Below are 22992 nucleotides of genomic sequence, written 5' to 3' on the forward strand. Positions count from 1 at the left end.
GCGACAGGACAGGTGTCAGCGCCGACGCCGCCCGGAAGTCTGTGGGCCGGGGGATACGCACCCGGCGGGGTGGTGCCGGCCGGGCCCTGCGAGGGGCCCGGCCGCTGCGGATCAGGCCCGGACGGGCTGACCGGAGAGGCGTTCGACCGAGCGCAGCAGCGCCGAGTGGTCCAGGCCGCCGTCGCCCTGCGCGCGCAGTGAGGCGACGAGCTGGGCGACCACACCGCCGACCGGCAGTGCGGCGCCGACGTTGCGGGCGGCGTCCGTGACGATGCCCATGTCCTTGTGGTGCAGGTCGATCCGGAAGCCCGGAGCGAAGTCCCGGTTCAGGAAGTTGTCCTTCTTGCGGGTCAGTACGGTCGAGCCGGCCAGTCCGCCGTTGAGGACGTCCAGCGCGGCGGCGAGGTCGACCCCGGACTTCTCCAGGAAGACGACAGCCTCGGCGCAGGCCTGGATGTTGACCGCGACGATCAGCTGGTTGGCCGCCTTCACCGTCTGGCCGGAGCCGTGCGGACCGCAGAGCACGATGGTCTTGCCCAGCGCGTCGAGCACCGGCTTCGCGGCGTCGAAGTCGGCCTGCCCGCCGCCCACCATGATGGACAGCACGGCCTCGATGGCACCGGCCTCGCCGCCCGAGACAGGGGCGTCCAGGACCCGGATGCCCTTCTCGGCGGCGTTCTTCGCCAGGTCCACCGAGGTCTGCGGGGTGATCGAGGACATGTCGATCAGCAGCGCGCCGCGCCTGGCGTTCTCCAGGATGCCCTCGGGGCCGTACGCGATCGCCTCGACCTGCGGGGAGGCGGGCACCATCGTGATGACCACGTCCGCGTCCCCGACCGCCTCGGCGATCGAGGACGCGCCGGTGCCGCCGGCCGCGACCAGCCGGTCGACCTTGTCCTGCTCCAGGGTGTAACCGGTGACGTCGTAACCGGCCTTGATCAGGTTCTCGGACATGGGCGAACCCATGATGCCGAGCCCGATCCACGCAACCTTGGGGAGGTTGTTGCTCATGAGGGTGCCTTCCGATAAGCGTGTGTACGAGGGGGAGTCCGCCGTCCTCAGCGGGCGGCCCGCGCGGTGGCCGGGAGCCACTCGAAGGACTCGGCGCCCGTCCGGCCGCCCGGCTTGTACTCCAGGCCGACCCAGCCTTCGTAACCGGCCTTCGCCAGCTCGTCGAGGAGCTGCTCCAGCGGGAGTGAGCCGGTGCCGGGCGCGCCGCGCCCCGGGTTGTCGGCGATCTGGACGTGGCCTGTCCTGTCGGCGTACGCGGTGATGACCTGGCTGAGGTCCTCGCCGTTCATCGACAGGTGGTAGAGGTCCAGGAGGAACTTCGCGTTGCCGAGGCCGGTCGCCGCGTTGATCCGGTCGACGACCTCGATCCCGGCCGGTGCGCTGACCAGCGGGTAGCGAGGTGACTCCGGCTGGTTCAGGGTCTCGATCAGCAGGACGGCCCCGATCCGGTCGGCCGCGCGGGCGGCGATGACCAGGTTCTCCAGGGCGATTTCGTCCTGCACGGCGGGGTCGACGCCGTCGACCCGGTTGCCGTAGAGCGCGTTGAGCGCCTTGCATCCGACCGAGGCGGCGAAGCCGGCCGCCACCTCGATATTGGCCCGGAAACGCTCCGACTCCGTACCGGGCACGGAGAGCGCGCCGCGGTCGGGGCCGGGGAGCTGTCCGGCGTAGAAGTTCAGCCCCACCAGCTGGGTGCCCGCGTCGTCGAGCGCCTTCTTCAGCGCGTCGAGTTCGGCCTGCGGAGGGGCGGGGGTCTCGATCCATGGCCACCACAGCTCGACCGCCGTGAAGCCCGCCGCGGCGGCTGCCGCGGGTCGCTCCAGGAGCGGGAGTTCCGTGAAGAGGATCGAAAGGTTGACATCGAAGCGCTGGTCCGGGTAGCCCATGAGGGTTTCGGCGCTCCTTCCGTATTGCGGAAGTTAGTTTCTGCTCAACGGAAGATTGCCTGGGAGGTGGGCGGGCTGTCAAGGGGGCGCCCGGAATTCGGGCCGGTCACGGACGGTCGTGACCGGGCACGGCCTGGTCCGGACATGCGGAAGCGGGGCGGACGCCCCGACGGCCGTCCGCCCCGCTCCTGCTTCCCGTGCCGCGTTACCCGGCCGGCACCGTGTCCTGGAACGCCGTCCCCGCCGTGCGGTACGCGCTCACCCGGGCACCGACCTGCGCAGGGGTGAGGACCTGGTCCTTCACGTGCAGGACGTAGTCCACCTGCTGGTCGTACGAGCGGGGCGTCGTGCTCGTCTGCCCGGCCAGATCGATCAGCCACTGGTTGAAGTTGATCGACATCCCCCGCTCCGGCAGATATGCCGCACCGTGTGTGCCGAACACCTGGCCGTCGATGTAGTACGTGATCGCGCTGTCGTCGATCGTCACGACCAGGTCGTGCCAGCCCGCGTAGCTCTGCCGGGCCTCACTGTGCTGGTTGACCGCCTCCCACGGGTCCGGGCGGTAGGTCTCCCACGAGGTCGTGTAGAGGATGTTGCCGCTCTCGCCCCAGCCGCCGTTCGGCAGGTACTCGAAGTCGTACTCCGCGTAGTCGTCCGCCATCGGCGCCTTGAGGTCGTTGATGGTGAAGAACGTCTGGACGAGATGGTCGCCGTCCGGGCCGGACACGGGAGCGTCGCTGAACTTCACCCGGGCCGCGTAGGTGCCGTTGCGGAACTTCATCGACCGGGTCAGGATCTCGGTCTGCTTCGTCGACTCACCGCTGCCCGCAGTCGACGTCTCCAGGTTCATCACCGAGTTTCCGCTCTCGGTGGCGAACGTGACGTTCTCCGGCGCCCAGGTGGCGCCGGGCACGCCCGGTCCGCCGGAGTTGGAGCGGACGTTCCAGCCGTGCGCGGCGATCTGCGGGTCCGTGTGGCCGCTGTAGTTGAAGTCGTCGAACAGCGTGGGCGCACCCTCCGGCGGATCGGTCGGGTCCGGCGGGTCGGTCGGATCGGTCGGGTCGTTGCCCTCCGGGGCCTCGCCCCAGACCGTGGACCCGCCGAGCTGCGCGGTCACCTTCGACCAGTCGCCGTACGCCGTCCGGCCCGCGTCGAACGAGTAGTCGTCGCTCTGCACCAGGGGCTGCCAGCTCGACCGGTAGAAGCGCAGCTGCATGTCCCCCGTATCGGCGCCCGGCGCGAGTGAACCGGCACCCGCGGTGAATCCGATCTCCAGATAGCGGTCGGCGGTGGCGGTGGGGGAGGTGAGCGTGCCGAACGTCCCGGTGATGTTCGCGCAGCCCTTCACCGCCCAGGAGCAGGCGAACCGGTAGGCGTCGCCCGCCGCCTCGCCCTTGAAGTAGTAGCGGACCTTGACGGCGCTGAGCTGCACGGCTCCGCTGCCGGTGTTGCGTACCTTCAGCCAGGGTTCGCTCTGGTCGGCGGTGACTCCGGACGCGCTGGTGCGGTACTGCACGGCGAGCGATCCGTCGGCGGCGCTCGCCGACGACGGGACGGCGGCCAGCGCCGTACAGCCCAGTGCCAGCGTGGCGGCGGCTGCCGCCGCCGCACGGATCCGGCTCTTCTTGACTGACTTCATGACACCTGTTCCTCTCCGGAACGGTCGTGGGGGAGTGGTTCCTGCCGAGGTGGCGCTGTTCCTGGGGAAGCGGTCTGGAGCGACCGGGGGTTCAGGGGGCGGTGGCGGACGCCGAGCGCGTCGAGCCGCGCCGTGTGCCTGCCGAGGCGGGACAGGAATCCGGGCCAGTCGCTGCGGCCGCCCGACCAGGCGCGGTCCGCGAGGGCGCACAGCCGCGGATAGGTCAGATACTCGATCTGCTCCGGCGTGCTCGCGTACTCGGTCCACAACTGGGCCTGGGTGCCCAGCACCCGGGCCGCGTCCGCCGCGTCCCAGCCGTCCGGCACCGGCCGGTTGCCGTGGACGGCCCGCAGAACGACGGGCGGGCCCGGCTGGGCGGCCGGTTCGCCGGGGTCCGTGGACTGGGCGTAGTCGAGGTACGTGGCCCGGTGGTGCGCGGTGACCACCTGATGGCCGCGGCGGGCTGCCGCCAGGGCGTGGGCCGGGTCGCGCCACGTCATCACCGTGAATTCGAGGGGGAGTTCGGTGCCCGTCTCGGCCCAGCCCACCGGGCGCCTGCCCCGTTCGGCCAGGAAGGACCCGATGCGGCCCATGAACCAGCCGTGCAGCGCCCGGGCGTCGGTCAGCCCCTCGGCGGCGGCCCGCGCCCGCGCCGCCGGGCTCGACTCCCACTCGGTGGTCGGGCACTCCTCTCCGCCGATGTGGATGTACGGGGACGGGAAGACGTCCATGACCTCCTCGAGTACCGTCCGGCAGAAGTCGAAGACCTCCTCGTGGACGCCGAACACCGTGTCGCAGACGCCCCAGCGGGTCCACACGTCCAGCCGCCGCGACGGATCGTTGCCCAGCTCGGGGTAGGCGGCGAGGGCGGCGCGCACATGGCCGGGCATCTCGATCTCGGGCACCACGCGCACCCCGCGCGCCGCCGCGTAACGGACCAGGTCGCGCAGTTCCTGCCGGGTGTACGCCCCCGAGTGCGGAATCCCGTCGTAGGACTCGTCGCCTCGCCCCGGCGGCCCGGACATCGACTGCCTGCGGTGACCGCCGATCCCGGTCAGCCGCGGGTAGGCGGCGACGGGCATCCGCCAGCCCTGGTCGTCGGTGAGGTGGAGATGGAGCGTGTTGAGCTTGTGCAGCGCCATCAGGTCCACGTACCGGCGCAGATAGGACACCGGCTGGAAGTGCCGGGCCACGTCGAGCATCGACCCGCGCCACGGGTGTGCGGGCACGTCGCTGATCTCGACACAGGGCAGCATCCACGGCGCGTCCCGCTGCGCCGTGCCCGACAGGGCCTCGGCGGGCAGCAGCTGACGGATCGTCTGGACGCCGCAGAGCAGGCCCGGGAGCCGCGCGGCCCGCAGCAGCAGGGCGTCCGGGCCGATGGTGAGTCCGTACCCCTCCTCGCCGAGGCCGCCCAGCTGCGGGTCGAGGGCCAGCACGATGCGGCCGGTGGCGGAGGGGGCCAGGGGCAGGCCCGTCGCGGGGGCGAGCAGGGTGCGCAGCAGGTCGGCGGCGCCCTCCGCTCCGGGGTAGGCCCGCACCGAGGTGTCCTGGTCGAGGGTGAACCGGCCGGGGCGGGCCGAGACCTTGCGGGGGCGGGGTACGAGGGACTGTTCGGGGAGTGATGCGGGCACGGGGGTGGCCTCCGGGGTTCGGATCTCGGGCGTCAGCCCTTGACGGCCCCGGCCGCGAAGCCGGAGGTGACATGGCGCTGGAGCAGCAGGAACACGACCAGCGCGGGCAGGGCGAAGAGGGTCGAGGCGGCCATGGTGGCGCCCCAGTCGGTGCCGAAGGTGTTCTGGAACGACGACAGCCAGACCGGCAGTGTGCGGCTGTCCTGGTGCTTGATGATCAGGAAGTTGGCGTACGCGAACTCGTTCCACGCGGTGATGAAGCCGAACAGCGAGGTCGCCATCAGCCCCGGCGCGAGCAGCGGCAGCGCCACCCGCCGGAAGGCACCGGTCCGGGTGCACCCGTCGACCTGCGCGGCCTCCTCCAGTTCCGGCGGAATGGTGGCGATGAAGCCGCGCAGCACCACGATCGAGAACGGCAGCGTGACCATGAAGTAGACGAGGGTGAGCGTAGGCAGCCGGTCCAGCATGTCCGTGTCGCGGGAGATGATGTAGATCGGGATGATCAGCGACTCCCAGGGCGCCATCTGGGCGATGAAGACCATGAGCATGAACTGCCGGCGGCCCTTCCACCGCATCCGGGCCACGGCGTACGCCGAGCCGATGGCGACCAGCAGCGCCAGCAGGATCGAGCTGAGCGTCACCAGGATGCTGTTGCGCCAGAACAGTTCGAACCCGTCGGCCTGCACGGCCGTGCGGAAGTGTTCGAGCGTCCAGGTGTGCGGGAAGAGCTTCGGATCGGCGGTCTGGATGTCCCGCGACGGCTTGAGCGCGGTCGAGACCATCCAGTAGACGGGGAACAGACAGACCAGGACGGTCAGTACGGCGGCGGCGTTCAGCGGGATCCGCCGGATTCTCGGGCGCAGCAGGGTCATCGGTACTCGTCCTCCTGACGGAACATCTGGCGGAAGTAGAGGACGAGCACCCCGGACATCAGGACCACGGTGAGCATCGAGGCGGCCGAGCCCAGGTCGTAGCGCTGTCCGGCGAGTGCCTGCTGCACCGCGTACACGGGCAGGATCGTCGTGGCGTCGCCCGGCCCCCCGCGGGTCATCACCCAGATCTGGACGAACGCCTTGAACGTCCAGATGACTTCGAGTGAGAAGACCAGCAGGAAGATGGGCCGGAGCATCGGGAAGGTGACCGAGCGGAAGATCCGGGAGCCGGACGCCCCGTCCAGCCGCGCGGACTCGTACAGCTCCGCGGGGACCGTGGTGAGCGCCGAGTAGACGGTGATCGCCGCGAACGGCACCGACTGCCAGACGATCAGCAGGACCAGGATCGAGAAGGCGGCGGTGCCGTGCGCGAACCACGGGTAGCGGTCGAAGGAGGAGAACCCGGCCCCGGTCAGCAGCCGGTTGACGATGCCGAACTCGGAGTGGAACAGCCACTGGAAGACCGTGGTGGCCGCGACCACGGGCATGGCCCACGCCAGCACCAGTGAACTGAGCACCACCGTGCGGCCGAACCGGCCGAGCCGCTCGGTCATCAGCGCGACCAGGGTCGCGATCACCATGATCAGGACCACGTTGACCGCCATGAACAGGAAGGTGCGCCGCACCACCTCCCAGAACCGCGGGTCGGACAGCAGCGTCCGGTAGTTCCGCAGTCCGACGAACTCCGCGTCGCCCATGATCAGCTGGCGCAGCCGGAAGTCCTGCAGCGAGATGAGCACGGCTCGCAGCAGCGGGTAGAGCAGCAGACAGAGCATGCCGCCGACGGCGGGTGCGATCAGGACGTACGGCCAGAGGCCGCGCGGCTCCCCGGACCGCCGCCGGCGCGGCGGTCCTGCCGTGCCGGTCGCCGGGCGGCGCAGGCGGCTGGGGGGTGCGGTCCGTTCCCGGATGACCGACACGGCACGCCTCCTTTCGATGGTCGGGCGAACGGGCTTCGAAGGATCGGGCGGGGAAGGGGATCAGGACGTGGTGTTCATGGCCCGGGTGATGTCGGCGGAGGCCTTGGCGGCCTCCTTCGCCGGGTCGCCGCCGGTCAGGACGGCCGCCATGTAGTCCTTGATCGGGTTCTCCGCCTCGACGGCCGCCCAGCCGGGCGTGTTGGGCGTCGCGTGCCCGTTCGCCGCGCCGACCGCCATCGCGGCCGCCCCCGGATCGCCCGCCACCGCCGAGGCGAGCGACGTCCGGTTCGGTACGTAGCTCATGGCCACGGCCAGCTTCTTCTGCCAGGCGTCACCGGTGAGCTCCTTGATGAAGGTCAGTGCCGCCTCCTGCTTGCCGGACGCGGTGGGGATGACCAGGTCGGAGCCGCCGGTGAAGACGGCGCCCGGGGTGTCCGCGCTCTTGCCCGGGATCGCGAAGAAGCCGAGCTTCCCCTTCAGCTCCGGGTTCTTCTCCATGACGACGTTGGCGCCGCCCGGGGTGGAGATCACCTGTGCCACCTTCCCCTGGGCCATCACGTCGGCCTGGGGAGGGGAGTCCTCGTCGGAGTCCTTCGGCCCCTTGCCGAGCGCCTGGAGCTTTCCGTAGAACTCCAGTCCGCGCAGTGCCTCCGGGGTGTCCAGAGCGCCCTTCCACTTCCCGCCGGACTCGGTGGCGAGGTCACCCCCCTCGTCCCAGACGAAGCCTGCCAGCGCGTACCACATCTGCCCGGGCAGATAAATGCCCTGTGTGCCGCCCTTGTTGAGCTTGCCGGTGGCCTCGATCCACTGCTCTCGCGTCTTGATCGCGGACGCGTCGACGCCCGCCTTCTCGAACAGGTCGGTGCGGTAGATGACGACGCGGTTGGCCGCGTAGTACGGGATGCCGTACTGCTTGCCCTCGTACGCCCCCGGCTCGGCGAGCCCCTTGAGCCAGTCCTTGCCGTTCAGCTCGTCGACCTTGTCGCTCAGGTCGAGCAGGCCGCCGCTCTGCGCGAACTGCGCGACCTGGGTGTTGCCGCTCTCGATCACGTCGGGTGCGTCGTTGCTGGCCAGCGCGGCGGTGATCTTCTCGCCGATGCCGTCCCACTCCTGGATCTGCACCCGGACCTTGATCGTGGGGTGTGCGGCCTCGAAGCCCTTCACGAACTCCTTCTGGAATTCGGCGGAGACGCTGTCGCGCATCAGCCACACGTCGATGTCCGTCCGCCCGTCGGCGGACGTGCCGGCCGAGTCGGTGGACGAGCTGCAAGCACTGAGAACGGCGGCCATCACGAGCGCGGACCCACCGGCAAGCAAGCGGTACTTCACGGTTCACCTCTGGGAGACAGGACCTGACCACCTGACCAGTGAAGCCCACTGGACAGCTCACCTCTTGATGGTGGATGAAGGTGGCATAGACCAATGAGGTCGTCAACCCCCTTGGTGTGAAAGGGTTCTATGGATATCTCGGGAAATCTCGCCGGGATGATTCTCGCCGGAGCGGCTACAATCCACCTGACCAGTAGCTCAGTTGGAGTGACTGGTTGGTCAACTGGTCAATGAGTGACGTGTCAGGAGGGGCAGCGCATGGAAGCCGACGCATCGGGGACGGTGCTCAAACGGGAACGGGCCCGCGACGCCGTGCTGGAGCTGATCGAGTCGCGCCGCCCGGGCGACGCCATCCCGTCGGAGCGCGCCCTCTGTGCCACCCTCGGCGTCTCCCGGCCCACCCTGCGCGCGGCGATCGACGAGCTGGTGGCCGCCGGGCTCCTGGTGCGCGAGCACGGCCGCGGCATGTTCGTCGCCCCCGCGAAGATCACCCAGGAGCTGATCTCGGCCGACCTCGCCCTTTCGGTCCCGCAGGCCGCCGGAGCATGGTCGAGCCGGCTGCTGGAGTTCACCACCCTCCAGGCCGGCGCCCGGGTCGGCCGCAAGCTGCGCATGTCACCCGCGGCGGAGATCGTCTACGTCGCCCGGCTGCGGCTGGTCGACGGCGCCCCGATGGCGATCGAGCACCTGCACATCAGGGCCGAGCTCGTCCCCGGCCTGTCCGCCGAGGAGCTGGAGAGCGGCGACCTGTACGAGCACCTGCGCGAGCGCCACGACGTGCACGTCCACGAAGCGGTGCAGGCCATCGAACCCACCGTGGTGACCCGGGCCGAGGCCCGGCTCCTGGACGTCCCGGAGCTCTCCCCGGCCCTCCTCTTCGAGCGGCTGACCTCGGACACCGCCGGCTGCCCCGTGGAGTACGTGCACTCGCTCTACCGCGGCGACCGCTACCGGATCGTCTCCCGCCTGGCACTCGGACCGGCCGCCGCCGTGGAGCCCGTGGAGGGCGGACACCACCCGGGGATCCCGCCGGGGGACTTCGCCCAACGGGACCCGATCACGTCGTCCACCCGCGGCGACATCCAGTCCGGCGACTGACCCCGATGCCACCCGCCTCCCTGCCGTTGCGCCCTGCGCAATGGCTGGTGCGTCTCTTGTGCGGGCCATCGGGGAAGGCCACTGTGGCTGACACATCCGACGCCACCAACCCCACGAGGTGCCTCGCATGACACCCCCCACCAGCCGCCGCGCCGTCCTCGGGGCACTGCTGACGGGCGGCGCCCTCGCCGCCGCCCCCACGCTTCCCCGCCGCGAAACCCGCCCCGGCCCGGCGCCGCACCCCGCGAAGCCCGGGGCACGCCGGACCGGAACGCTCTTCCTGGGCACCTACACCTCGACCAGCCCGGGCGGCACCGGCATCGGCGTCGCCTCGTACGACACGGCAACGGGCGGCATCACCTCCCGCACTGTCGTCACCGGCGTCGAGAACCCCTCGTACCTCGCGCTGCACCCCACCGGCCGCACGCTCTACGCCGTCGACGAGCAGGAGAACGGCGGCGTCACCGCCGTCGCGCTCGCCGGCAACGGAACCTTCCGCGTGCTGGGGACACGGGACACCGGCGGCGCCGGGCCCTGCCACCTCTCGGTCCACCCCGGCGGGCGGTGGCTGTTCAGCGCCAACTACACCTCCGGCAGTGTCGCCGTGCACCCGCTCGCCACCGACGGATCGGTGGGGGAGCGCACGGACCTGGTCGCCCACACCGCACCCGCGCCCGGACCGGGCCAGGACGGCCCCCACGCCCACCAGATCGTCACCGCCCCCGACGGCGGCCACGTCCTCGCCGTCGACCTGGGCAACGACTCGGTGTACACCTACCGGCTCGACGAGGACCGCGGCACCCTGGAGCAGCTCTCCTACGCCGCGCTGCGCCCCGGCGCCGGGCCGCGCCACCTCACCTTCCACCCGGACGGCCGCCACGCCTACCTGGCGTGCGAGCTCGACAACACGGTCGTCGTCTGCGGATACGACCCCGCCACCGGCGTCCTGACACCGGGCGCTCCGCAGCCCACCGGAACGGGCGGGGGCACCAGCTACCCCGCCCAGCTCCTGGTCACGGGTGACGGCCGCTTCGCCTACCTCGCCAACCGGGGCCACAACAGCCTCACCCGGTACGCCGTCGAGGGCGGCGGGGCCACGCTGCGCCTGCTGGACACGGTGCCGGTGGGAGGCGACTTCCCCCGGCACACCGCCTTCTCGCCGGACGGGACCCTGCTCTTCGCCGCCAACCAGCGGTCCGGCACGGTCACCTCCTTCCGGGTCGACGGGGAGACCGGCGCCCTGACCCCGGCGGGGACCTCGTTCGCGGCGCCGGCCGCGGTCTGTGTGCTGCCGCTGTAGGCCGTGCGGGGCCGCGCCGGTCCGTTAGGGTCGTGCCCGAGCCGCGGGTCGCCCCGGACGCGGCGCGAGCATGAGGGAGACACAGTGCGCTTGAGAGTGGAGTTCACCACCGAGCCCTTCGATCTCGACGAGGCACCGGCCCACGCGGTCGTGGCCCGCGAGGTCATCCAGTCGGCCGAGCTGGACGCGGTGGACGTCGGCCCCTTCGGCAACACGGCGGAGGGCGGCGCCGACGAGGTGCTCAACGCGGTGGACTCCCTGCTGCGCAAGGCCCTGGCATCCGGTGCCACCCGGGTCTCGCTCCAGGTCAACGTCATCGGGGAGGACCCGAAGTGACCTGGCCTGCGGACCACCCCCTCGTCAGCGCCGTCAAGCCGCTCGTCGACGCCATGGGCGCCGAGCTGCTCGGACCCGATCAGGCCCAGGTCGACGACGTCGTGCTGGCCTGGGAGGGCGTCGACGTCATAGCCGTCCGGCTGCCACAGCTCTCCGACTCGCTGGACCACATCCTGGCCGCGATGGAGCGCCGGCACGGCAAGCCGCTGGCCGAGCTGGACCGCAGGACCAAACAGGAGGTCGTACGGACCCTGGAGGCACGCGGTGCCTTCTCGGTGCGGCACGGCGTCGAGACGGTGGCGGGGGCCCTGGGGGTCAGCCGTTTCACCGTCTACAACTACCTGAACAGGGAAAACGGCGCCAAGGGTGAGTAGTTGGGCCATCGGGTGCGTGTAAACAGCACATGAACGTGCGGGCCGTCGTCCGGATCATCGGGCGACGGCTTTTTACATGAACGGAATTTCAACAAAGTGTTGACGTGGTGTTGTGGAGGGCGTTAGCTATCCGCAGCCCGACCGACGCACAGCGAAAAACAGCCACGGAGGCTCCCGTGACTTCGAGCTCCACGCCGGGCCTCGCCCGGTTCAACACCCTGGCGGACGACGAGGCGGCCACCGCGCTGCACGAGGTCTGCGCCAGTGCGGCCTGGGGAAGAGCGATCCTCTCCCGTCGCCCGTACGCCACCGCAGAAGCCCTGTTCTCCGCGAGCGACACCGCCACGGCGGCACTCGGCGCGCAGGACCTGGCCGACGCCATGGCCGGTCACCCGCCGATCGGCCGCCCGAAGCCCGGGGACCCGACCTCCTCCCGTGAGCAGCGGGGGATGGCCGGTGCCACCGAGGAGCTCAAGGCCGAGATGCTCGAACTCAACCTGGCCTACCAGGAGCGGTTCGGACATGTCTTCCTGATCTGTGCCACCGGAGCCACCGGTGAGCAGATGCGCGAAGCGGTGAAGTCCCGGATCGGGAACACGCCCGAGCAGGAACGCGCCATCGTGCGCACCGAACTGGGCAAGATCAACCGCATCCGCCTCACCCGTCTCGTCACGGAAGACTCGTAAGAGCTCGTAACAGAAGGAGAGTGAAGGTCTTGAGCACCTTCGCCACCGCATCGGTGTCCACCCACATCCTGGACACCAGCATCGGCCGCCCCGCCGCAGCCGTCCCCGTCTCGCTCGCCGCCCGCACGGGCAGCGACGGGCAGTGGGTGGCGCTCGGCGGATCCGCGACCGATGCGGACGGGCGCTGCAAGGACCTGCCGGCCCTGCCGGAAGGCACCACCCATGTACGGCTCGACTTCGAGACCGAACCGTACTTCACAGCCAAGAAGCAAGCCGAGGCGCAGCAGGACGCCCCCCGCGTAAGGGACAGCGGCGCGTTCTTCCCGGAGGTGGCGATCACGTTCGCCGTCACGCCGGGCGAGCACTATCACGTACCGCTGCTGCTCAACCCGTTCGGCTACTCCGTATACCGAGGGAGCTAGCAGACACATGCCCACGATTCTCGGCCAGAACCAGTACGGCAAAGCAGAGAACCGCGTCGTCAGGATCACGCGGGACGGCGACACCCACCACATCAAGGACCTGAACGTCTCGGTCGCCCTCTCCGGCGACATGGACGACGTGCACTACTCCGGCTCCAACGCCAACGTCCTGCCCACGGACACCACCAAGAACACGGTGTTCGCGTTTGCCAAGGAGCACGGCATCGAGTCCGCCGAGCAGTTCGGCATCCACCTCGCCCGGCACTTCGTGACCTCGCAGGAGCCGATCAAGGTCGCCCGCATCCGCATCCAGGAGTACACCTGGGAGCGGATCGCCACCTCGGACAGCAACTCCCGGTTCATCGGATCGGACGAGGTCAACCACTCCTTCGCCCGCAAGGGCCAGGAGCTGCGCACCACGCAGGTCACCTTCGACGGCGAGAAGTGGGAGATCATCTCCGGCCTGAAGGACCTCACGGTCATGAACTCCACCAACTCCGAGTTCTGGGGCTACGTCAAGGACAAGTACACGACGCTCAAGGAGGCGTACGACCGCATCCTGTGCACCGACGTCGCCGCCGCCTGGCGCTACAACTGGACCAGCGACGCCGACCGGATGCCCCACTGGGAGAAGTCGTACGAGCAGGCCAGGAAGCACATCCTGCAGGCCTTCGCCGAGACGTACTCCCTCTCCCTCCAGCAGACCCTCTACCAGATGGGTTCGAGGGTCATCAACAGCCGCAGCGAGATCGACGAGATCCGCTTCTCGCTGCCGAACAACCATCACTTCCTGGTCGACCTGGAGCCGTTCGGCCTCAAGAACGACAACGAGGTCTACTTCGCGGCCGACCGTCCGTACGGGCTCATCGAGGCCACCGTGCTGCGCGACGGTGTCGAGCCGCGGATCCCGGTGGACATGACCAACCTCTGACGCGGCGGCGCGCCGGTTCCCGCCCGTCCACGGCGGACGGGACCGGCCGGGCCAGTCTGTCCACACCATCTCGGCACCCACGGCCGCACGGCCGTGGCACTCAAATCCTCCTGGGGTCCTGCCGTGCCCGCATCACTGATGAGAGAAGGAAGCACCATGGCAGCACCGGCAGCGTCCGACCGAGTGGAACGCATCGTCATCGAGAACTGCTCGATCGCGACCGTCGACGCCGACGACACCGAGTACGCCTCGGGTCATGTCGTCGTCGCGGGCAACCGCATCGAGTCCGTCGGCGCCGGCCGGGCACCGGAGGGCCTGGAACACGTCGTACGCAGGATCGACGGCACCGGGCACCTCGTCACGCCCGGTCTGATCAACACGCACCACCACTTCTACCAGTGGATCACCCGTGGCCTGGCCACCGATCACAACCTCTTCGAGTGGCTGGTCGCGCTGTACCCGACCTGGGCGCGCATCGACGAGCCGATGGCCCGCACCGCGGCGCAGGGCTCGCTCGCCATGATGGCCCGCGGCGGTGTCACCACCGCCATGGACCACCACTACGTCTACCCGAAGGGCTCCGGCGACCTGTCCGGCGCGATCATCGGCGCAGCCCGCGACATGGGCGTACGGTTCACACTCGCCCGCGGCTCCATGGACCGCAGCGAGAAGGACGGCGGACTGCCGCCCGACTTCGCCGTGGAGAGTCTCGAAGGCGCACTCGCCGCCACCGAGGCGACCATCGACGCACACCACGACGCCTCCTTCGACGCGATGACCCAGATCGCCGTCGCGCCCTGTTCCCCCTTCTCCGTGTCCACCGAACTGATGCGTGAGGGCGCCGAATTGGCGCGTCGTCGCGGAGTGCGGCTGCACACCCACGGCTCGGAGACCGTGGAGGAGGAGAAGTTCTGCCACGAGCTGTTCGGCATGGGGCCGACCGACTACTTCGAGTCGACCGGCTGGCTCGGGGCCGACGTGTGGATGGCGCACTGCGTCCACATGAACGACTCCGACATCGCCGCGTTCGCCCGCACCGGCACCGGCGTCGCGCACTGCCCGTCCTCCAACGCCCGCCTCGCCGCGGGCATCGCCCGGGTACCGGACATGCTCGCTGCCGGCGTCCCGGTCGGCCTCGGCGTCGACGGCACCGCCTCCAACGAGTCCGGCGAACTCCACACCGAACTGCGCAACGCCCTCCTCATCAACCGCCTCGGCCCGCACCGCGAACGCGCTCTGAACGCCCGTCAGGCCCTGCGCCTGGGTACGTACGGCGGCGCCCAGGTCCTCGGCCGCGCGGACCAGATCGGCTCCCTGGAGCCCGGCAAGCTCGCCGACCTGGTGCTCTGGAAGCTGGACACCCTGGCCCACGCCTCGATCGCAGACCCGGTGACCGCCCTGGTCTTCGGCTCTGCCGCCCCCGTCACCCTCTCGCTCGTCGACGGCAAGCCGGTCGTCGAGTCCAACCGCCTCATCACCGCGGACGAGGACGCCATCGCCCGCGCCACCCGCGACGAGGCCCGCCGTCTCGCGCAGATCGCCGCCGGAGCCTGAGAGGCCGCCGGCCCGGCACCCCCTGTACAGGCCGGCCGAGGGGGACGGCCCTCGGCCGGCCGCCGTGGACCCGAGCGGGGCCCACGGCAACCGGTACGGGAGGCGCGCACCCAGACGTATGCGCCTCCCGCACCGGTGAACCAAGCTGCCCGCACCAGCTGCACGACCTGCCCCACCTGCACCAACGCACCACACGGGGCCCGGTCCGGCGGACACTTCTGGCACATGTCCCGGCGACCGGCCCCGGCACCACCTCCCTGATACCCACGTCGCCCCAGACGTGTACCCGACCGGAGGAACCGCCGTGGCAGCTACGCCCAGGTTTCGCAACGACGCAAGTGCAGCCCCCGCCCCCGACGGTGAGCCGGCAACGGCCCCGTCCGACCGGAAGCATCCGGTCGACGAGACGCTCCCCCCACTGAAGATGTTCACCAGCGGCCTCCAGCACGTGGCCGCGATGTACGCGGGCGTGGTGGCCCCGCCCATGATCGTGGGACCCGCCGTGGGTCTCACCGCCAAGGAGACCGCCTTCCTGATGGGGGCGAGCCTGTTCACCGCGGGGATAGCCACCCTGCTCCAGACGCTCGGCTTCTGGCGCATAGGCGCCCGGCTGCCGTTCGTCAACGGCGTCTCGTTCGCCGGGGTGACGCCGATGGTGGCGATCGGCAAGGACCGCGGACACGACGGCATCGCCGTGATCTTCGGCGCGATCATCGTCGCCAGCCTCCTCGGCTTCGTACTCGCCCCCTATTTCTGCAAACTGGTCCGCTTCTTCCCACCCGTCGTCACCGGCACGGTCATCACCCTGATCGGCGTCTCGCTGCTGCCGGTCGCCTTCAACTGGTCCCAGGGCGGCAACGTCACGGCCGACGACTACGGTTCCACCACCAACATCACGATGGCGGCGGTCACCTTGGTGATCGTGCTTGCCCTGCGGAAACTGCTGCGCGGCTTCCTCCAGCAGATCGCGATCCTGCTCGGACTCGTCGTCGGCACGATCGTCGCGATCCCGGTCGGCATCACCGACTTCGGCGCCATCAAGGACGCCGACGTCGTGGGCTTTCCCACCCCGTTCCACTTCGGAGCGCCGCAGTTCGAGATCGCGGCGATCGTCTCCATGTGCATCGTGATGCTGGTCTGCATGACCGAGTCGACCGCGGACATGCTGGCCCTCGGCAAGATCGTCGGCCGTCCGGCGGACGAGCGGACCATCGAGGGCGGTCTGCGCGCCGACACCCTGGGCAGTGCCGTCAGCCCGCTGTTCAACGGCTTCATGTGCAGCGCCTTCGCCCAGAACATCGGACTGGTCGCGATGACGAAGGTCCGCAGCCGCTTCGTCGTCGCCGCGGGCGGTGGCATCCTCATCCTGCTCGGCCTGTGCCCGGTGGCCGCGTCCGTCATCGCGCTGGTGCCGCTGCCGGTACTGGGCGGCGCGGGCATCGTCCTGTTCGGCTCGGTCGCGGCGAGTGGCATCCAGACGCTGGCCACCGCCGCGCTGGAGAAGGGCGAGAACGCGCTGATCGTGGCGGCGGCCGTCGGCGTCGGGCTGATACCGATCGCGGCGCCGGAGTTCTACCACGCCTTCCCCGAGGACCTCCTGGTCGTCCTCGACTCGGGGATCTCGACCGGCTGCGTCGTGGCGATCGTCCTCAACCTGGCCTTCAACCACCTGGGCCGGAAGCCGGACGCCGAGTCCGAACCGGAGCCCGGGGACCGCGAGGCGGTCAACTCCACGCCGATGGCCGTGCACTGACCGTTCGTCACAGCGCTGTGGCGCGTACGGTTCCGCCCTTGAGGGCGGCCGTACGCGCCACAGCCGATTCCTGCCCGGGTGCGTCAGCCGATGTGGAAGCTGTCGCCGTACACCTTCCAGTCGAGCGGCGGATCCAGGTTCAGATTGCCTTCGTTCAGGAAGACCCGCTGAGCGGTGTCCACCCGGCTGGTGTCCGAGTGGGCCTCCTCCTGCTGCATGGCCCAGACCCGCGCGTCCAGGAAGGCGTTGAGGTAGGTGACCTCGTCGCCGCCCTGGGCCGGCGGCTTCGCCTTCGCGAGCGCGCGCTTGCGGATGGAGCCGAAGCTTGTGCTGTCGCCGCCGTCGCCGTGCATCACGATGGCGTCGTAGTACGCGAACTGGCCGAGCGTGCCCAGCCCGTCGCTCTTGCCCCGGCTGACCGCCGGGTCGAAGTACACCCGGTCGCGCTCGTCGTTCTGTGCCTGCTGGAACGCCGGATCCCCGGCAGCGGTCTCCCAGGCCTCGCTGAAGCCGGGGTCGAGGCCCTCGTGCGAGTCGGTGCCGTCCACGTCACGCAGTGCCGGCAGGTACTCCGCGAGGGCGTTGTCCGGCTCCCGCTCGGTGTACAGCTCCACCAGGTCGAGCATGTCACCGGTGCCGGAACAGAAGCCGATGATGCCCGCCGTGTAGCCGCGGCCGTCGTCGATGTCCTCGATGTAGCCGTACTGGCCCTTCCAGTCCAGTGAGGAGTTCTCCGCGCTGGAGACCAGCTGCATGGCGATGTCCTTCTTCGCCGGATCGTCGAGCCCGGTCGCGGCTGCCTCCTGGTGGTGAACCGCCGTGGGGGCGGGATCGGTGCCGGCGAAGGCCGTGGCGGGTATCGCCGTGAGGGTCAGGCCGAGCGCGACGAGTGCGACGCGCACGGATCGGTTGTTGCGACGTGCGGTGCGCTTGTGGGGAGCGTGCACCAGTCCTCCAAGGGAGTTCGTCGTTCCGATAGTTCTGTTAGGAAGCTTTACTATCAGAGTCGAACGATGGTCGTACACCCCTTCGACGCCGGTGAGTTGGGCGAGTCCCGGAAACGCGAAGGCCCCGCACCGGGCGCCGGGGCGGCCGGTGCGGGGCGGTGGAACTCCGGTTCAGCAGTCCAGATAGGCCACGTGGATCCAGACGCCGGTGGGCCCGCCCCACAGGTCACCCATCACCCAGTTGCCCTGCTGGCCGCGGTAGTCGAGGTTCTGTCCCCGGTTCACCTGGCCCAGGACGGGGTAGTCCGTCCCAGGCCCGCCGCGGAAGTTCACCCCGTTGTCGTTGACCGTGCAGACCTGGGCCGGCGCGGCCTCGGCGCTGTGCGCGGTGGTCGTGCTCGGGGCGGCCTGGGCGGCGGGCGAGACGGCCAGTCCCAGACCGGCGGTCAGAACGGCCGCGGCCAGCAGAATCTTCTTCATCATGTCGCAAGCTCCTCAGTGATCCGGCCCACGAAGCGTGTGCCGTCCGCCCGCCTCAACGGGCGGGCCGGTCCTGCGGACACGGCCGGGGGCCGACGGTCCCCCGGAAGTGAAAGCGCAGGTCACACGTGGTGTGCACCGGCGCACACAGAACCCGGGGTCAACGCTTCGCGCGCCCGTCGATCATGGGTTTACGAACCTTCCGGATCCTTGATCACGTAGCTGTCGTCGTACACCTTCCACCGCAGCGGTGTCTCCAGACCGAACCTGCCCTGGCGCACGAACACCCGCTGGGCCGTCTCGACCCGGCTGGTGTCGGTGTGCGAGGGCTCCTTGCGGATCGCCGCGACCCGGGCGTCGAGGAAGGCGTCGAGGTATGCCGCCTCGTCGCCGCCCTCCGCGGGGGAGGCGTCCGCGGCGAGAGCCTGGCGGCGGATCGTACGGAACCCGACGGTGCCCTCCGTGTCACCGGCCCCGTGCATCACATAGGCGTCGTAGTAGATGAACTGGCCCAGCGCGCCCAGCCCGTCCTCCTTCGCCCGGCTGACCGCGGGGTCGAAGTACGACCGGTCCCGCTCGGTGTCCTGGGCCGTGCGGAACGCCGCGTCACCGCCGGCCGCGGACCATGCCTCGGTGAACGGACGGCCGAGTCCCGTGTGCGCGTCGGTCCCCTCGACCGCCCGCAGGGCGGGCAGGAACCGCTCCAGCGGATTTCCGGGCCGGGCCTTCGCGTACCGCTCGACCACGCTCAGCATGTCGCCGGTCCCGGAGCAGAAGCCGATGATGCCCGCCGTGTACCCGCGGCCGTCGCCGATGTCCTGGATGTACGTGTACTGGGCCTTCCAGTCCAGGGTCGAGTTCTCCGCGCTGGAGACCAGCTGCATGGCGATGTCCTTCTTCGCCGGATCGTCGAGCCCGGCACCGGCGGCCCCCTTGCCGGGCTGGGTGCCGGTCCCATCCCCCGTGCAGCCGGACAGCATGGCGACGGCCATGGCGAGGGCGGCGAGGGAGCTGACCAGGGAACGCGGGGTGAGCTTCACCGTCCCAGCCTGCCAGGCCGTGGGAGTGATCTTCCCTCATTCGGCTGTAGCGTCAGGGGTATGGATGATCAGTCTGTTGTGGATGTCGGCGGTGTACGTCTGGCGTACCGGACCTGGGGCGACCCGTTCGGCTCGCCCGTCGTGCTGCTGCACGATCTCGCCGATTCCGCCGCGAGCTGGGAGGCGGCCGGGAGTCTGCTCGGCCAGGAGTGGCGGGTGTACGCCCTGGACCTGCGCGGCCACGGGGAGAGTGACTGGCCTGACGAGTACGACTTCGAGCTGATGCTCGACGACCTCTTCGGCTTCCTCGAGGCGTGCAAGCTCGACCGTGTCGGCCTGGTCGGCCACGGCATGGGCGGCGTCGTCGCCCATCTGTTCGCCCAGATGCACGCGGACCGGGTGGAGCGGCTGGTGCTGGTGGAGACCCCGCCGCCGTTCCCGGGGGCGGCCGGCCCCGACGTCCCGCCCGACGGGCCGGTCGACTACGACGAGGCCGTGCTCGCGGCCGTACGGAACCAGCTGGCCGACCCCGACCCGGCCTGGGAGGAGGGCCTCGGTGAGATCGTCGCCCCGACGCTCATGCTCGCCGGCGGCCCGGCCAGCACCATGCCGCAGGAGCGGCTGCAGGACATGGCCACGCTGATCCCGGACTGTCATCTGATCACCCTCGGTGGCGGCCACCAGGTGCACCGGGTCCACGCCGACCAGGTCGCTCAGCAGATCACGGAGTTCTTCACCAGCTGACGGGTGGCAGTGGCCCCCGGGCTCAGCCCTCGGGCTGCCAGTCCGGGCGCCGCCCGCTCCGGGCGACCGCCCGGTCCACCAGGGGCGCGTCGTCCGGGACCGGGACCGGCGGGCCGAACGGGGAGGTGGGCGGCGGGTTGTCGCCGAGGTCGGCCAGCAGCGCCATGGAGGTCCGCAGATGCGCCTCCTCGGCCCGGTACGGCTGCCCGGTCGACCTCGCCAGGTCCCAGCCGTGCAGCACCAGCTCATTGAGCGCGACCATGCCGGCCACCTCTCCCGGCAGGTCCACGCTGCCCGCCCGGGTCATGCCCTGCCAGGCATCGGGGGAGCGCCAGGCCGCCACCATCTCGTCGAGGGCCACGGGCAGCGTGCTGCGCCACCCGTCCGCCAGCAGCCCCGACTCCACGGAGGGCGCCGTGTCGGTCGTCGCTCCCAGCTCCTTGCGTGCGGCATCGCGAAACGCCACGGCCAGTCCCTCGACGTGGGCGAGCAGTGCGCCCACCGTGACATCGGGGCACGGGGTCGGTCCGGCCAGCCGGGCGTCGTCGATGGCGTCGAGCATCCCGGCGATCTGCCGGGCGGCGGGTTCGAGGTCGAGGCGGGGTGCGGAGTTCGTCTGCGTATCCATACCTGTGCAGACTGCCCGGACACCCCGAACTCATCGCTCGGCGCACCACGTGTCCCCGCAGAATGATCCGGCCGGGGGACCGGGTGCCGCCGGATCGGCGATCGGACCGTTGGCGTGCGCGAGGAGCCCTGCCGGAGCGCCGTCCGCGAGTCCCGGCACGGCGCCCCGTGCGCGCGGCATCCGGCGACGGCACGTCAGGTGGCGCAAACCGCGGTGCACACCGGCACATTGCGGAACGTTCCGCTCCGTCCCCTTGTCGGCAGCCCCCACACCATGCGATACAGGTCTGGACCATTGCTGTCGGATGGAAGGCACCACCGTGCAACGCCCCCACGCAACAGCCGCGTTGGCCTGCTCCGCCGCCCTGCTCCTCGCCACGCTCACTGCCTGCGGATCGGAGGCCGAGGCGGACACCGGGAAACCGACCGCACCCCACGGGGTGACCGCCCAGGCGAGCAGCGCCACTTCCGCACACGTGATGTGGGAGCCCGCCACGGACGACAGGGCCGTCACCGGCTACGAGGTCTACCGGCAGGGCAGGAAGGTCAAGTCCGTCCCGGCGGCCAAGGTGATGACCGACGTCGACGGGCTGACCGCCTCGACCGCCTACACGTTCACCGTCCGCGCCCGGGACGCCGCCGGGAACCTCTCCGCGCCGAGCACCGCCGCGGCCGTCACCACCCCCGCGCCGACCCCCGCCGACCACGAGGCCCCCACCCGGCCGGTGAAACTGCGCGGCAAGGCCGACGGCAGCAGGGCCGCGACGCTGTCCTGGGGTGGCTCCACGGACGATGTCGGCGTCACCTCGTACGACATCTACCAAGAGGGATCCCGCATCCACAGCGTGCCCGGCACGCAGACCACCGCCCGGCTGACCGGGCTGCGCCCCGGCACCGTCTACACCTTCACGGTCCGCGCCCGCGACGCGGCCGACACGTCGTCGTCCGACAGCAACAGCTTCGACCTCACCACCGCGACCGCCCCCGGTGCGCCCGCCAGTACCGCCCCCACGGACCTGCGGATCACGAGCAGCGCCGAGGGCGAGGAGTACGCCGTGGACCTCGACTGGAAGCAGCCGGAGACCGGCGGGGAGATACCCGCCTACCAGCTCTATCTGGACGGCCGGCTCACCACCACGATCGTCTGGGGCGGCGAACCGCCCGTGGGCCGGGCGAGCTACCGGCTCACCGTCAGCGAGCCGCGCGGCACCCGCCACTCGATGAAGATCCGCGCCAGACTCCCCGACGGGAAGTGGGGCGACTTCTCGGCAGCGCGCACCGTGGTGCTCGGCGGCTGACCGGTCACGGCGCGTGCGGTCACGCGGAGTCGCGGATCACCAGTGACGTCGGGAGTATCACTGCCGCGGTGTCCTCACCGGCGATCTGGGTGAGCAGCATGCGGACCATCTCGGCGCTGATGCGGTCCCAGGGCTGCCGGATCGTGGTCAGCGCCGGGCTGACGGCCGTGGCTGCGGGGGAGTCGTCGAAGCCGCCGACCGCGATGTCGTCCGGGACGGTACGGCCGGCCTGCTGGAGGGTGAAGATGACCCCCTGGGCCATGAGGTCGGATGCGACGAACACGGCGTCCATGTCCGGTGCCCGGGCGAGGAGGAGGCGGGCCGCCTCCTCGCCGCCGGCGCGCCGGTAGTCGCCCTCCGCCACCAGCGCCGGATCGTACGGCAGGCCCGCGCTGTCGAGCACCTCGCGGTAGCCGGCCAGGCGCTCGGTGCCGCCCGGGGTGTCGAGCGGACCGGTGATCATGCCGATGCGGCGGCGGCCGGCCGTGATGAGGTACCGGACCATCTCGCGGGCGCCGTCGCGGTCGTCGGCTGCCACGTAACTGACCTTGGACCCCAGCCCGAGCGGTTTGCCGCAGGCCACCAGGGGGATTCCGGCGTCGCGCAGCTCCACGGCCACCGGGTCGCCGCTGTGGCTGGAGACCAGCAGGACGCCGTCGACGTGGCCCGAGGTGATGTAGCGGGTCAGCCGGCGCCGGTCGTCCTTGGCGGAGGCGAGCATCAGCAGCAACGGGATGTCGTGCCGGGCGAGGTGCTCCGTGCAGCCGCGCAGCAGCACGTTGAAGTTGGGGTCCTCGAAGAACTTCTCCTGCGGCTCGGTCAGGAGGAAGGCCACCGAGTCCGAACGTCCGGTGCTCAGGCTGCGGGCATGCCGGTTGACCACGTACCCGGTCTTCTTGATGGCAGCCTCCACCGCTGTGCGGGCGGCGGGTGAGACGTAGTGGCCCCCGTTCAGGAAGCGGGAGACGGTGCCTCGCGAGATGCCCGCCTCACGTGCCACGTCGTGGATGGTAGGAGGCTTGCGTCGGCCGTTCGCGCTGGGGGTCATGT

At 70.5% G+C, this 22992-nt stretch carries 23 protein-coding genes; 11 read left to right on the forward strand and 12 right to left on the reverse strand.

Annotation, left to right across the window (positions count from 1 at the left end):
• Positions 1-111 precede the first annotated feature (111 nt).
• The 7 genes from ACIOEW_RS06285 to ACIOEW_RS06315 all read right to left on the reverse strand — a co-directional run bounded on the left by ACIOEW_RS06285 (position 112) and on the right by ACIOEW_RS06315 (position 8352).
• The gene (locus ACIOEW_RS06285) at positions 112-1011 is read right to left on the reverse strand and encodes a 2-hydroxy-3-oxopropionate reductase (RefSeq protein WP_401961813.1); all 900 of its coding nucleotides are present in this window, start codon (positions 1009-1011) and stop codon (positions 112-114) included.
• Between the two features lie 47 nt (positions 1012-1058).
• Positions 1059-1898 (reverse strand): TIM barrel protein, encoded by an 840-nt coding sequence (locus tag ACIOEW_RS06290; RefSeq protein WP_401961814.1) that lies wholly within the window; start codon positions 1896-1898, stop codon positions 1059-1061.
• Between the two features lie 205 nt (positions 1899-2103).
• A complete protein-coding gene (locus tag ACIOEW_RS06295) occupies positions 2104-3537 on the reverse strand; it encodes a cellulose binding domain-containing protein (protein ID WP_401961816.1) in 1434 nt (477 codons plus the stop codon).
• Complete coding sequence (locus tag ACIOEW_RS06300; RefSeq protein WP_401961817.1) at positions 3534-5171, reverse strand: beta-N-acetylhexosaminidase; 1638 nt, start codon at positions 5169-5171, stop codon at positions 3534-3536. The genes ACIOEW_RS06295 and ACIOEW_RS06300 overlap by 4 nt, the downstream gene beginning before the upstream one ends.
• A 32-nt stretch (positions 5172-5203) precedes the next feature.
• Positions 5204-6043: a carbohydrate ABC transporter permease gene (locus tag ACIOEW_RS06305; protein ID WP_401961819.1), complete on the reverse strand. Its 840-nt coding sequence runs from the start codon at positions 6041-6043 to the stop codon at positions 5204-5206.
• Positions 6040-7023 (reverse strand): carbohydrate ABC transporter permease, encoded by a 984-nt coding sequence (locus ACIOEW_RS06310; protein ID WP_401961821.1) that lies wholly within the window; start codon positions 7021-7023, stop codon positions 6040-6042. The genes ACIOEW_RS06305 and ACIOEW_RS06310 overlap by 4 nt, the downstream gene beginning before the upstream one ends.
• A gap of 60 nt (positions 7024-7083) precedes the next feature.
• A complete protein-coding gene (locus ACIOEW_RS06315; RefSeq protein WP_362549121.1) occupies positions 7084-8352 on the reverse strand; it encodes an extracellular solute-binding protein in 1269 nt (422 codons plus the stop codon).
• A 258-nt stretch (positions 8353-8610) separates the two neighbouring features.
• On the opposite strand from ACIOEW_RS06315, the gene ACIOEW_RS06320 reads away from it, so the two are divergent.
• The 9 genes from ACIOEW_RS06320 (at position 8611) to ACIOEW_RS06360 (ending at position 16806) form a co-directional block, all read left to right on the forward strand.
• Positions 8611-9450, forward strand: coding sequence for a GntR family transcriptional regulator (locus ACIOEW_RS06320; protein ID WP_362549119.1), 840 nt, complete (start codon positions 8611-8613; stop codon positions 9448-9450).
• Positions 9451-9577: 127 nt separating this feature from the next.
• Positions 9578-10750, forward strand: coding sequence for a lactonase family protein (locus ACIOEW_RS06325; protein ID WP_401961824.1), 1173 nt, complete (start codon positions 9578-9580; stop codon positions 10748-10750).
• Between the two features lie 84 nt (positions 10751-10834).
• A complete protein-coding gene (locus tag ACIOEW_RS06330; RefSeq protein WP_362549113.1) occupies positions 10835-11086 on the forward strand; it encodes a hypothetical protein in 252 nt (83 codons plus the stop codon).
• Positions 11083-11460 carry a helix-turn-helix domain-containing protein gene (locus tag ACIOEW_RS06335; protein WP_401961826.1) on the forward strand — a complete coding sequence of 126 codons (378 nt, stop codon included), beginning with the start codon at positions 11083-11085 and terminating at the stop codon, positions 11458-11460. Before ACIOEW_RS06330 ends, ACIOEW_RS06335 begins: the two co-directional genes overlap by 4 nt.
• Positions 11461-11636: 176 nt before the next feature.
• Positions 11637-12146 carry a 2-oxo-4-hydroxy-4-carboxy-5-ureidoimidazoline decarboxylase gene (gene uraD / locus ACIOEW_RS06340; protein WP_362549107.1) on the forward strand — a complete coding sequence of 170 codons (510 nt, stop codon included), beginning with the start codon at positions 11637-11639 and terminating at the stop codon, positions 12144-12146.
• Positions 12147-12175: 29 nt separating this feature from the next.
• The gene (uraH, locus tag ACIOEW_RS06345) at positions 12176-12568 is read left to right on the forward strand and encodes a hydroxyisourate hydrolase (RefSeq protein ID WP_362549104.1); all 393 of its coding nucleotides are present in this window, start codon (positions 12176-12178) and stop codon (positions 12566-12568) included.
• Between the two features lie 7 nt (positions 12569-12575).
• On the forward strand, positions 12576-13499 hold the full coding sequence (pucL, locus tag ACIOEW_RS06350) for a factor-independent urate hydroxylase (RefSeq protein WP_362549101.1): 924 nt from the start codon (positions 12576-12578) through the stop codon (positions 13497-13499).
• 156 nt (positions 13500-13655) lie between these two features.
• A complete protein-coding gene (locus tag ACIOEW_RS06355) occupies positions 13656-15053 on the forward strand; it encodes an 8-oxoguanine deaminase (protein WP_401961829.1) in 1398 nt (465 codons plus the stop codon).
• Between the two features lie 304 nt (positions 15054-15357).
• Positions 15358-16806, forward strand: coding sequence for a nucleobase:cation symporter-2 family protein (locus tag ACIOEW_RS06360; RefSeq protein ID WP_401961832.1), 1449 nt, complete (start codon positions 15358-15360; stop codon positions 16804-16806).
• An 83-nt stretch (positions 16807-16889) separates the two neighbouring features.
• Here ACIOEW_RS06360 and ACIOEW_RS06365 read toward each other — a convergent pair whose 3' ends face one another.
• The 3 genes from ACIOEW_RS06365 to ACIOEW_RS06375 all read right to left on the reverse strand — a co-directional run bounded on the left by ACIOEW_RS06365 (position 16890) and on the right by ACIOEW_RS06375 (position 19225).
• Positions 16890-17753 carry a chitosanase gene (locus tag ACIOEW_RS06365; protein ID WP_401961833.1) on the reverse strand — a complete coding sequence of 288 codons (864 nt, stop codon included), beginning with the start codon at positions 17751-17753 and terminating at the stop codon, positions 16890-16892.
• A 171-nt stretch (positions 17754-17924) separates the two neighbouring features.
• The gene (locus ACIOEW_RS06370) at positions 17925-18236 is read right to left on the reverse strand and encodes an SH3 domain-containing protein (RefSeq protein ID WP_362549089.1); all 312 of its coding nucleotides are present in this window, start codon (positions 18234-18236) and stop codon (positions 17925-17927) included.
• A 188-nt stretch (positions 18237-18424) separates the two neighbouring features.
• Positions 18425-19225, reverse strand: a complete 801-nt coding sequence (locus ACIOEW_RS06375; RefSeq protein ID WP_401962943.1) for a chitosanase — start codon at positions 19223-19225, stop codon at positions 18425-18427.
• A 108-nt stretch (positions 19226-19333) separates the two neighbouring features.
• On the opposite strand from ACIOEW_RS06375, the gene ACIOEW_RS06380 reads away from it, so the two are divergent.
• Complete coding sequence (locus ACIOEW_RS06380; protein ID WP_362549083.1) at positions 19334-20017, forward strand: alpha/beta hydrolase; 684 nt, start codon at positions 19334-19336, stop codon at positions 20015-20017.
• A 22-nt stretch (positions 20018-20039) separates the two neighbouring features.
• Here ACIOEW_RS06380 and ACIOEW_RS06385 read toward each other — a convergent pair whose 3' ends face one another.
• The gene (locus tag ACIOEW_RS06385) at positions 20040-20645 is read right to left on the reverse strand and encodes a TIGR03086 family metal-binding protein (protein WP_401961837.1); all 606 of its coding nucleotides are present in this window, start codon (positions 20643-20645) and stop codon (positions 20040-20042) included.
• 304 nt (positions 20646-20949) lie between these two features.
• On the opposite strand from ACIOEW_RS06385, the gene ACIOEW_RS06390 reads away from it, so the two are divergent.
• The gene (locus tag ACIOEW_RS06390; RefSeq protein WP_401961839.1) at positions 20950-21942 is read left to right on the forward strand and encodes a fibronectin type III domain-containing protein; all 993 of its coding nucleotides are present in this window, start codon (positions 20950-20952) and stop codon (positions 21940-21942) included.
• Positions 21943-21961: 19 nt separating this feature from the next.
• On the opposite strand, the gene ACIOEW_RS06395 is transcribed toward ACIOEW_RS06390, so the two are convergent.
• Positions 21962-22990 (reverse strand): LacI family DNA-binding transcriptional regulator, encoded by a 1029-nt coding sequence (locus tag ACIOEW_RS06395; RefSeq protein WP_401961841.1) that lies wholly within the window; start codon positions 22988-22990, stop codon positions 21962-21964.
• Positions 22991-22992 lie beyond the last annotated feature (2 nt).

The organism is Streptomyces sp. NPDC087901, from assembly GCF_044742205.1.
Classification (GTDB): Bacteria; Actinomycetota; Actinomycetes; order Streptomycetales; family Streptomycetaceae; genus Streptomyces.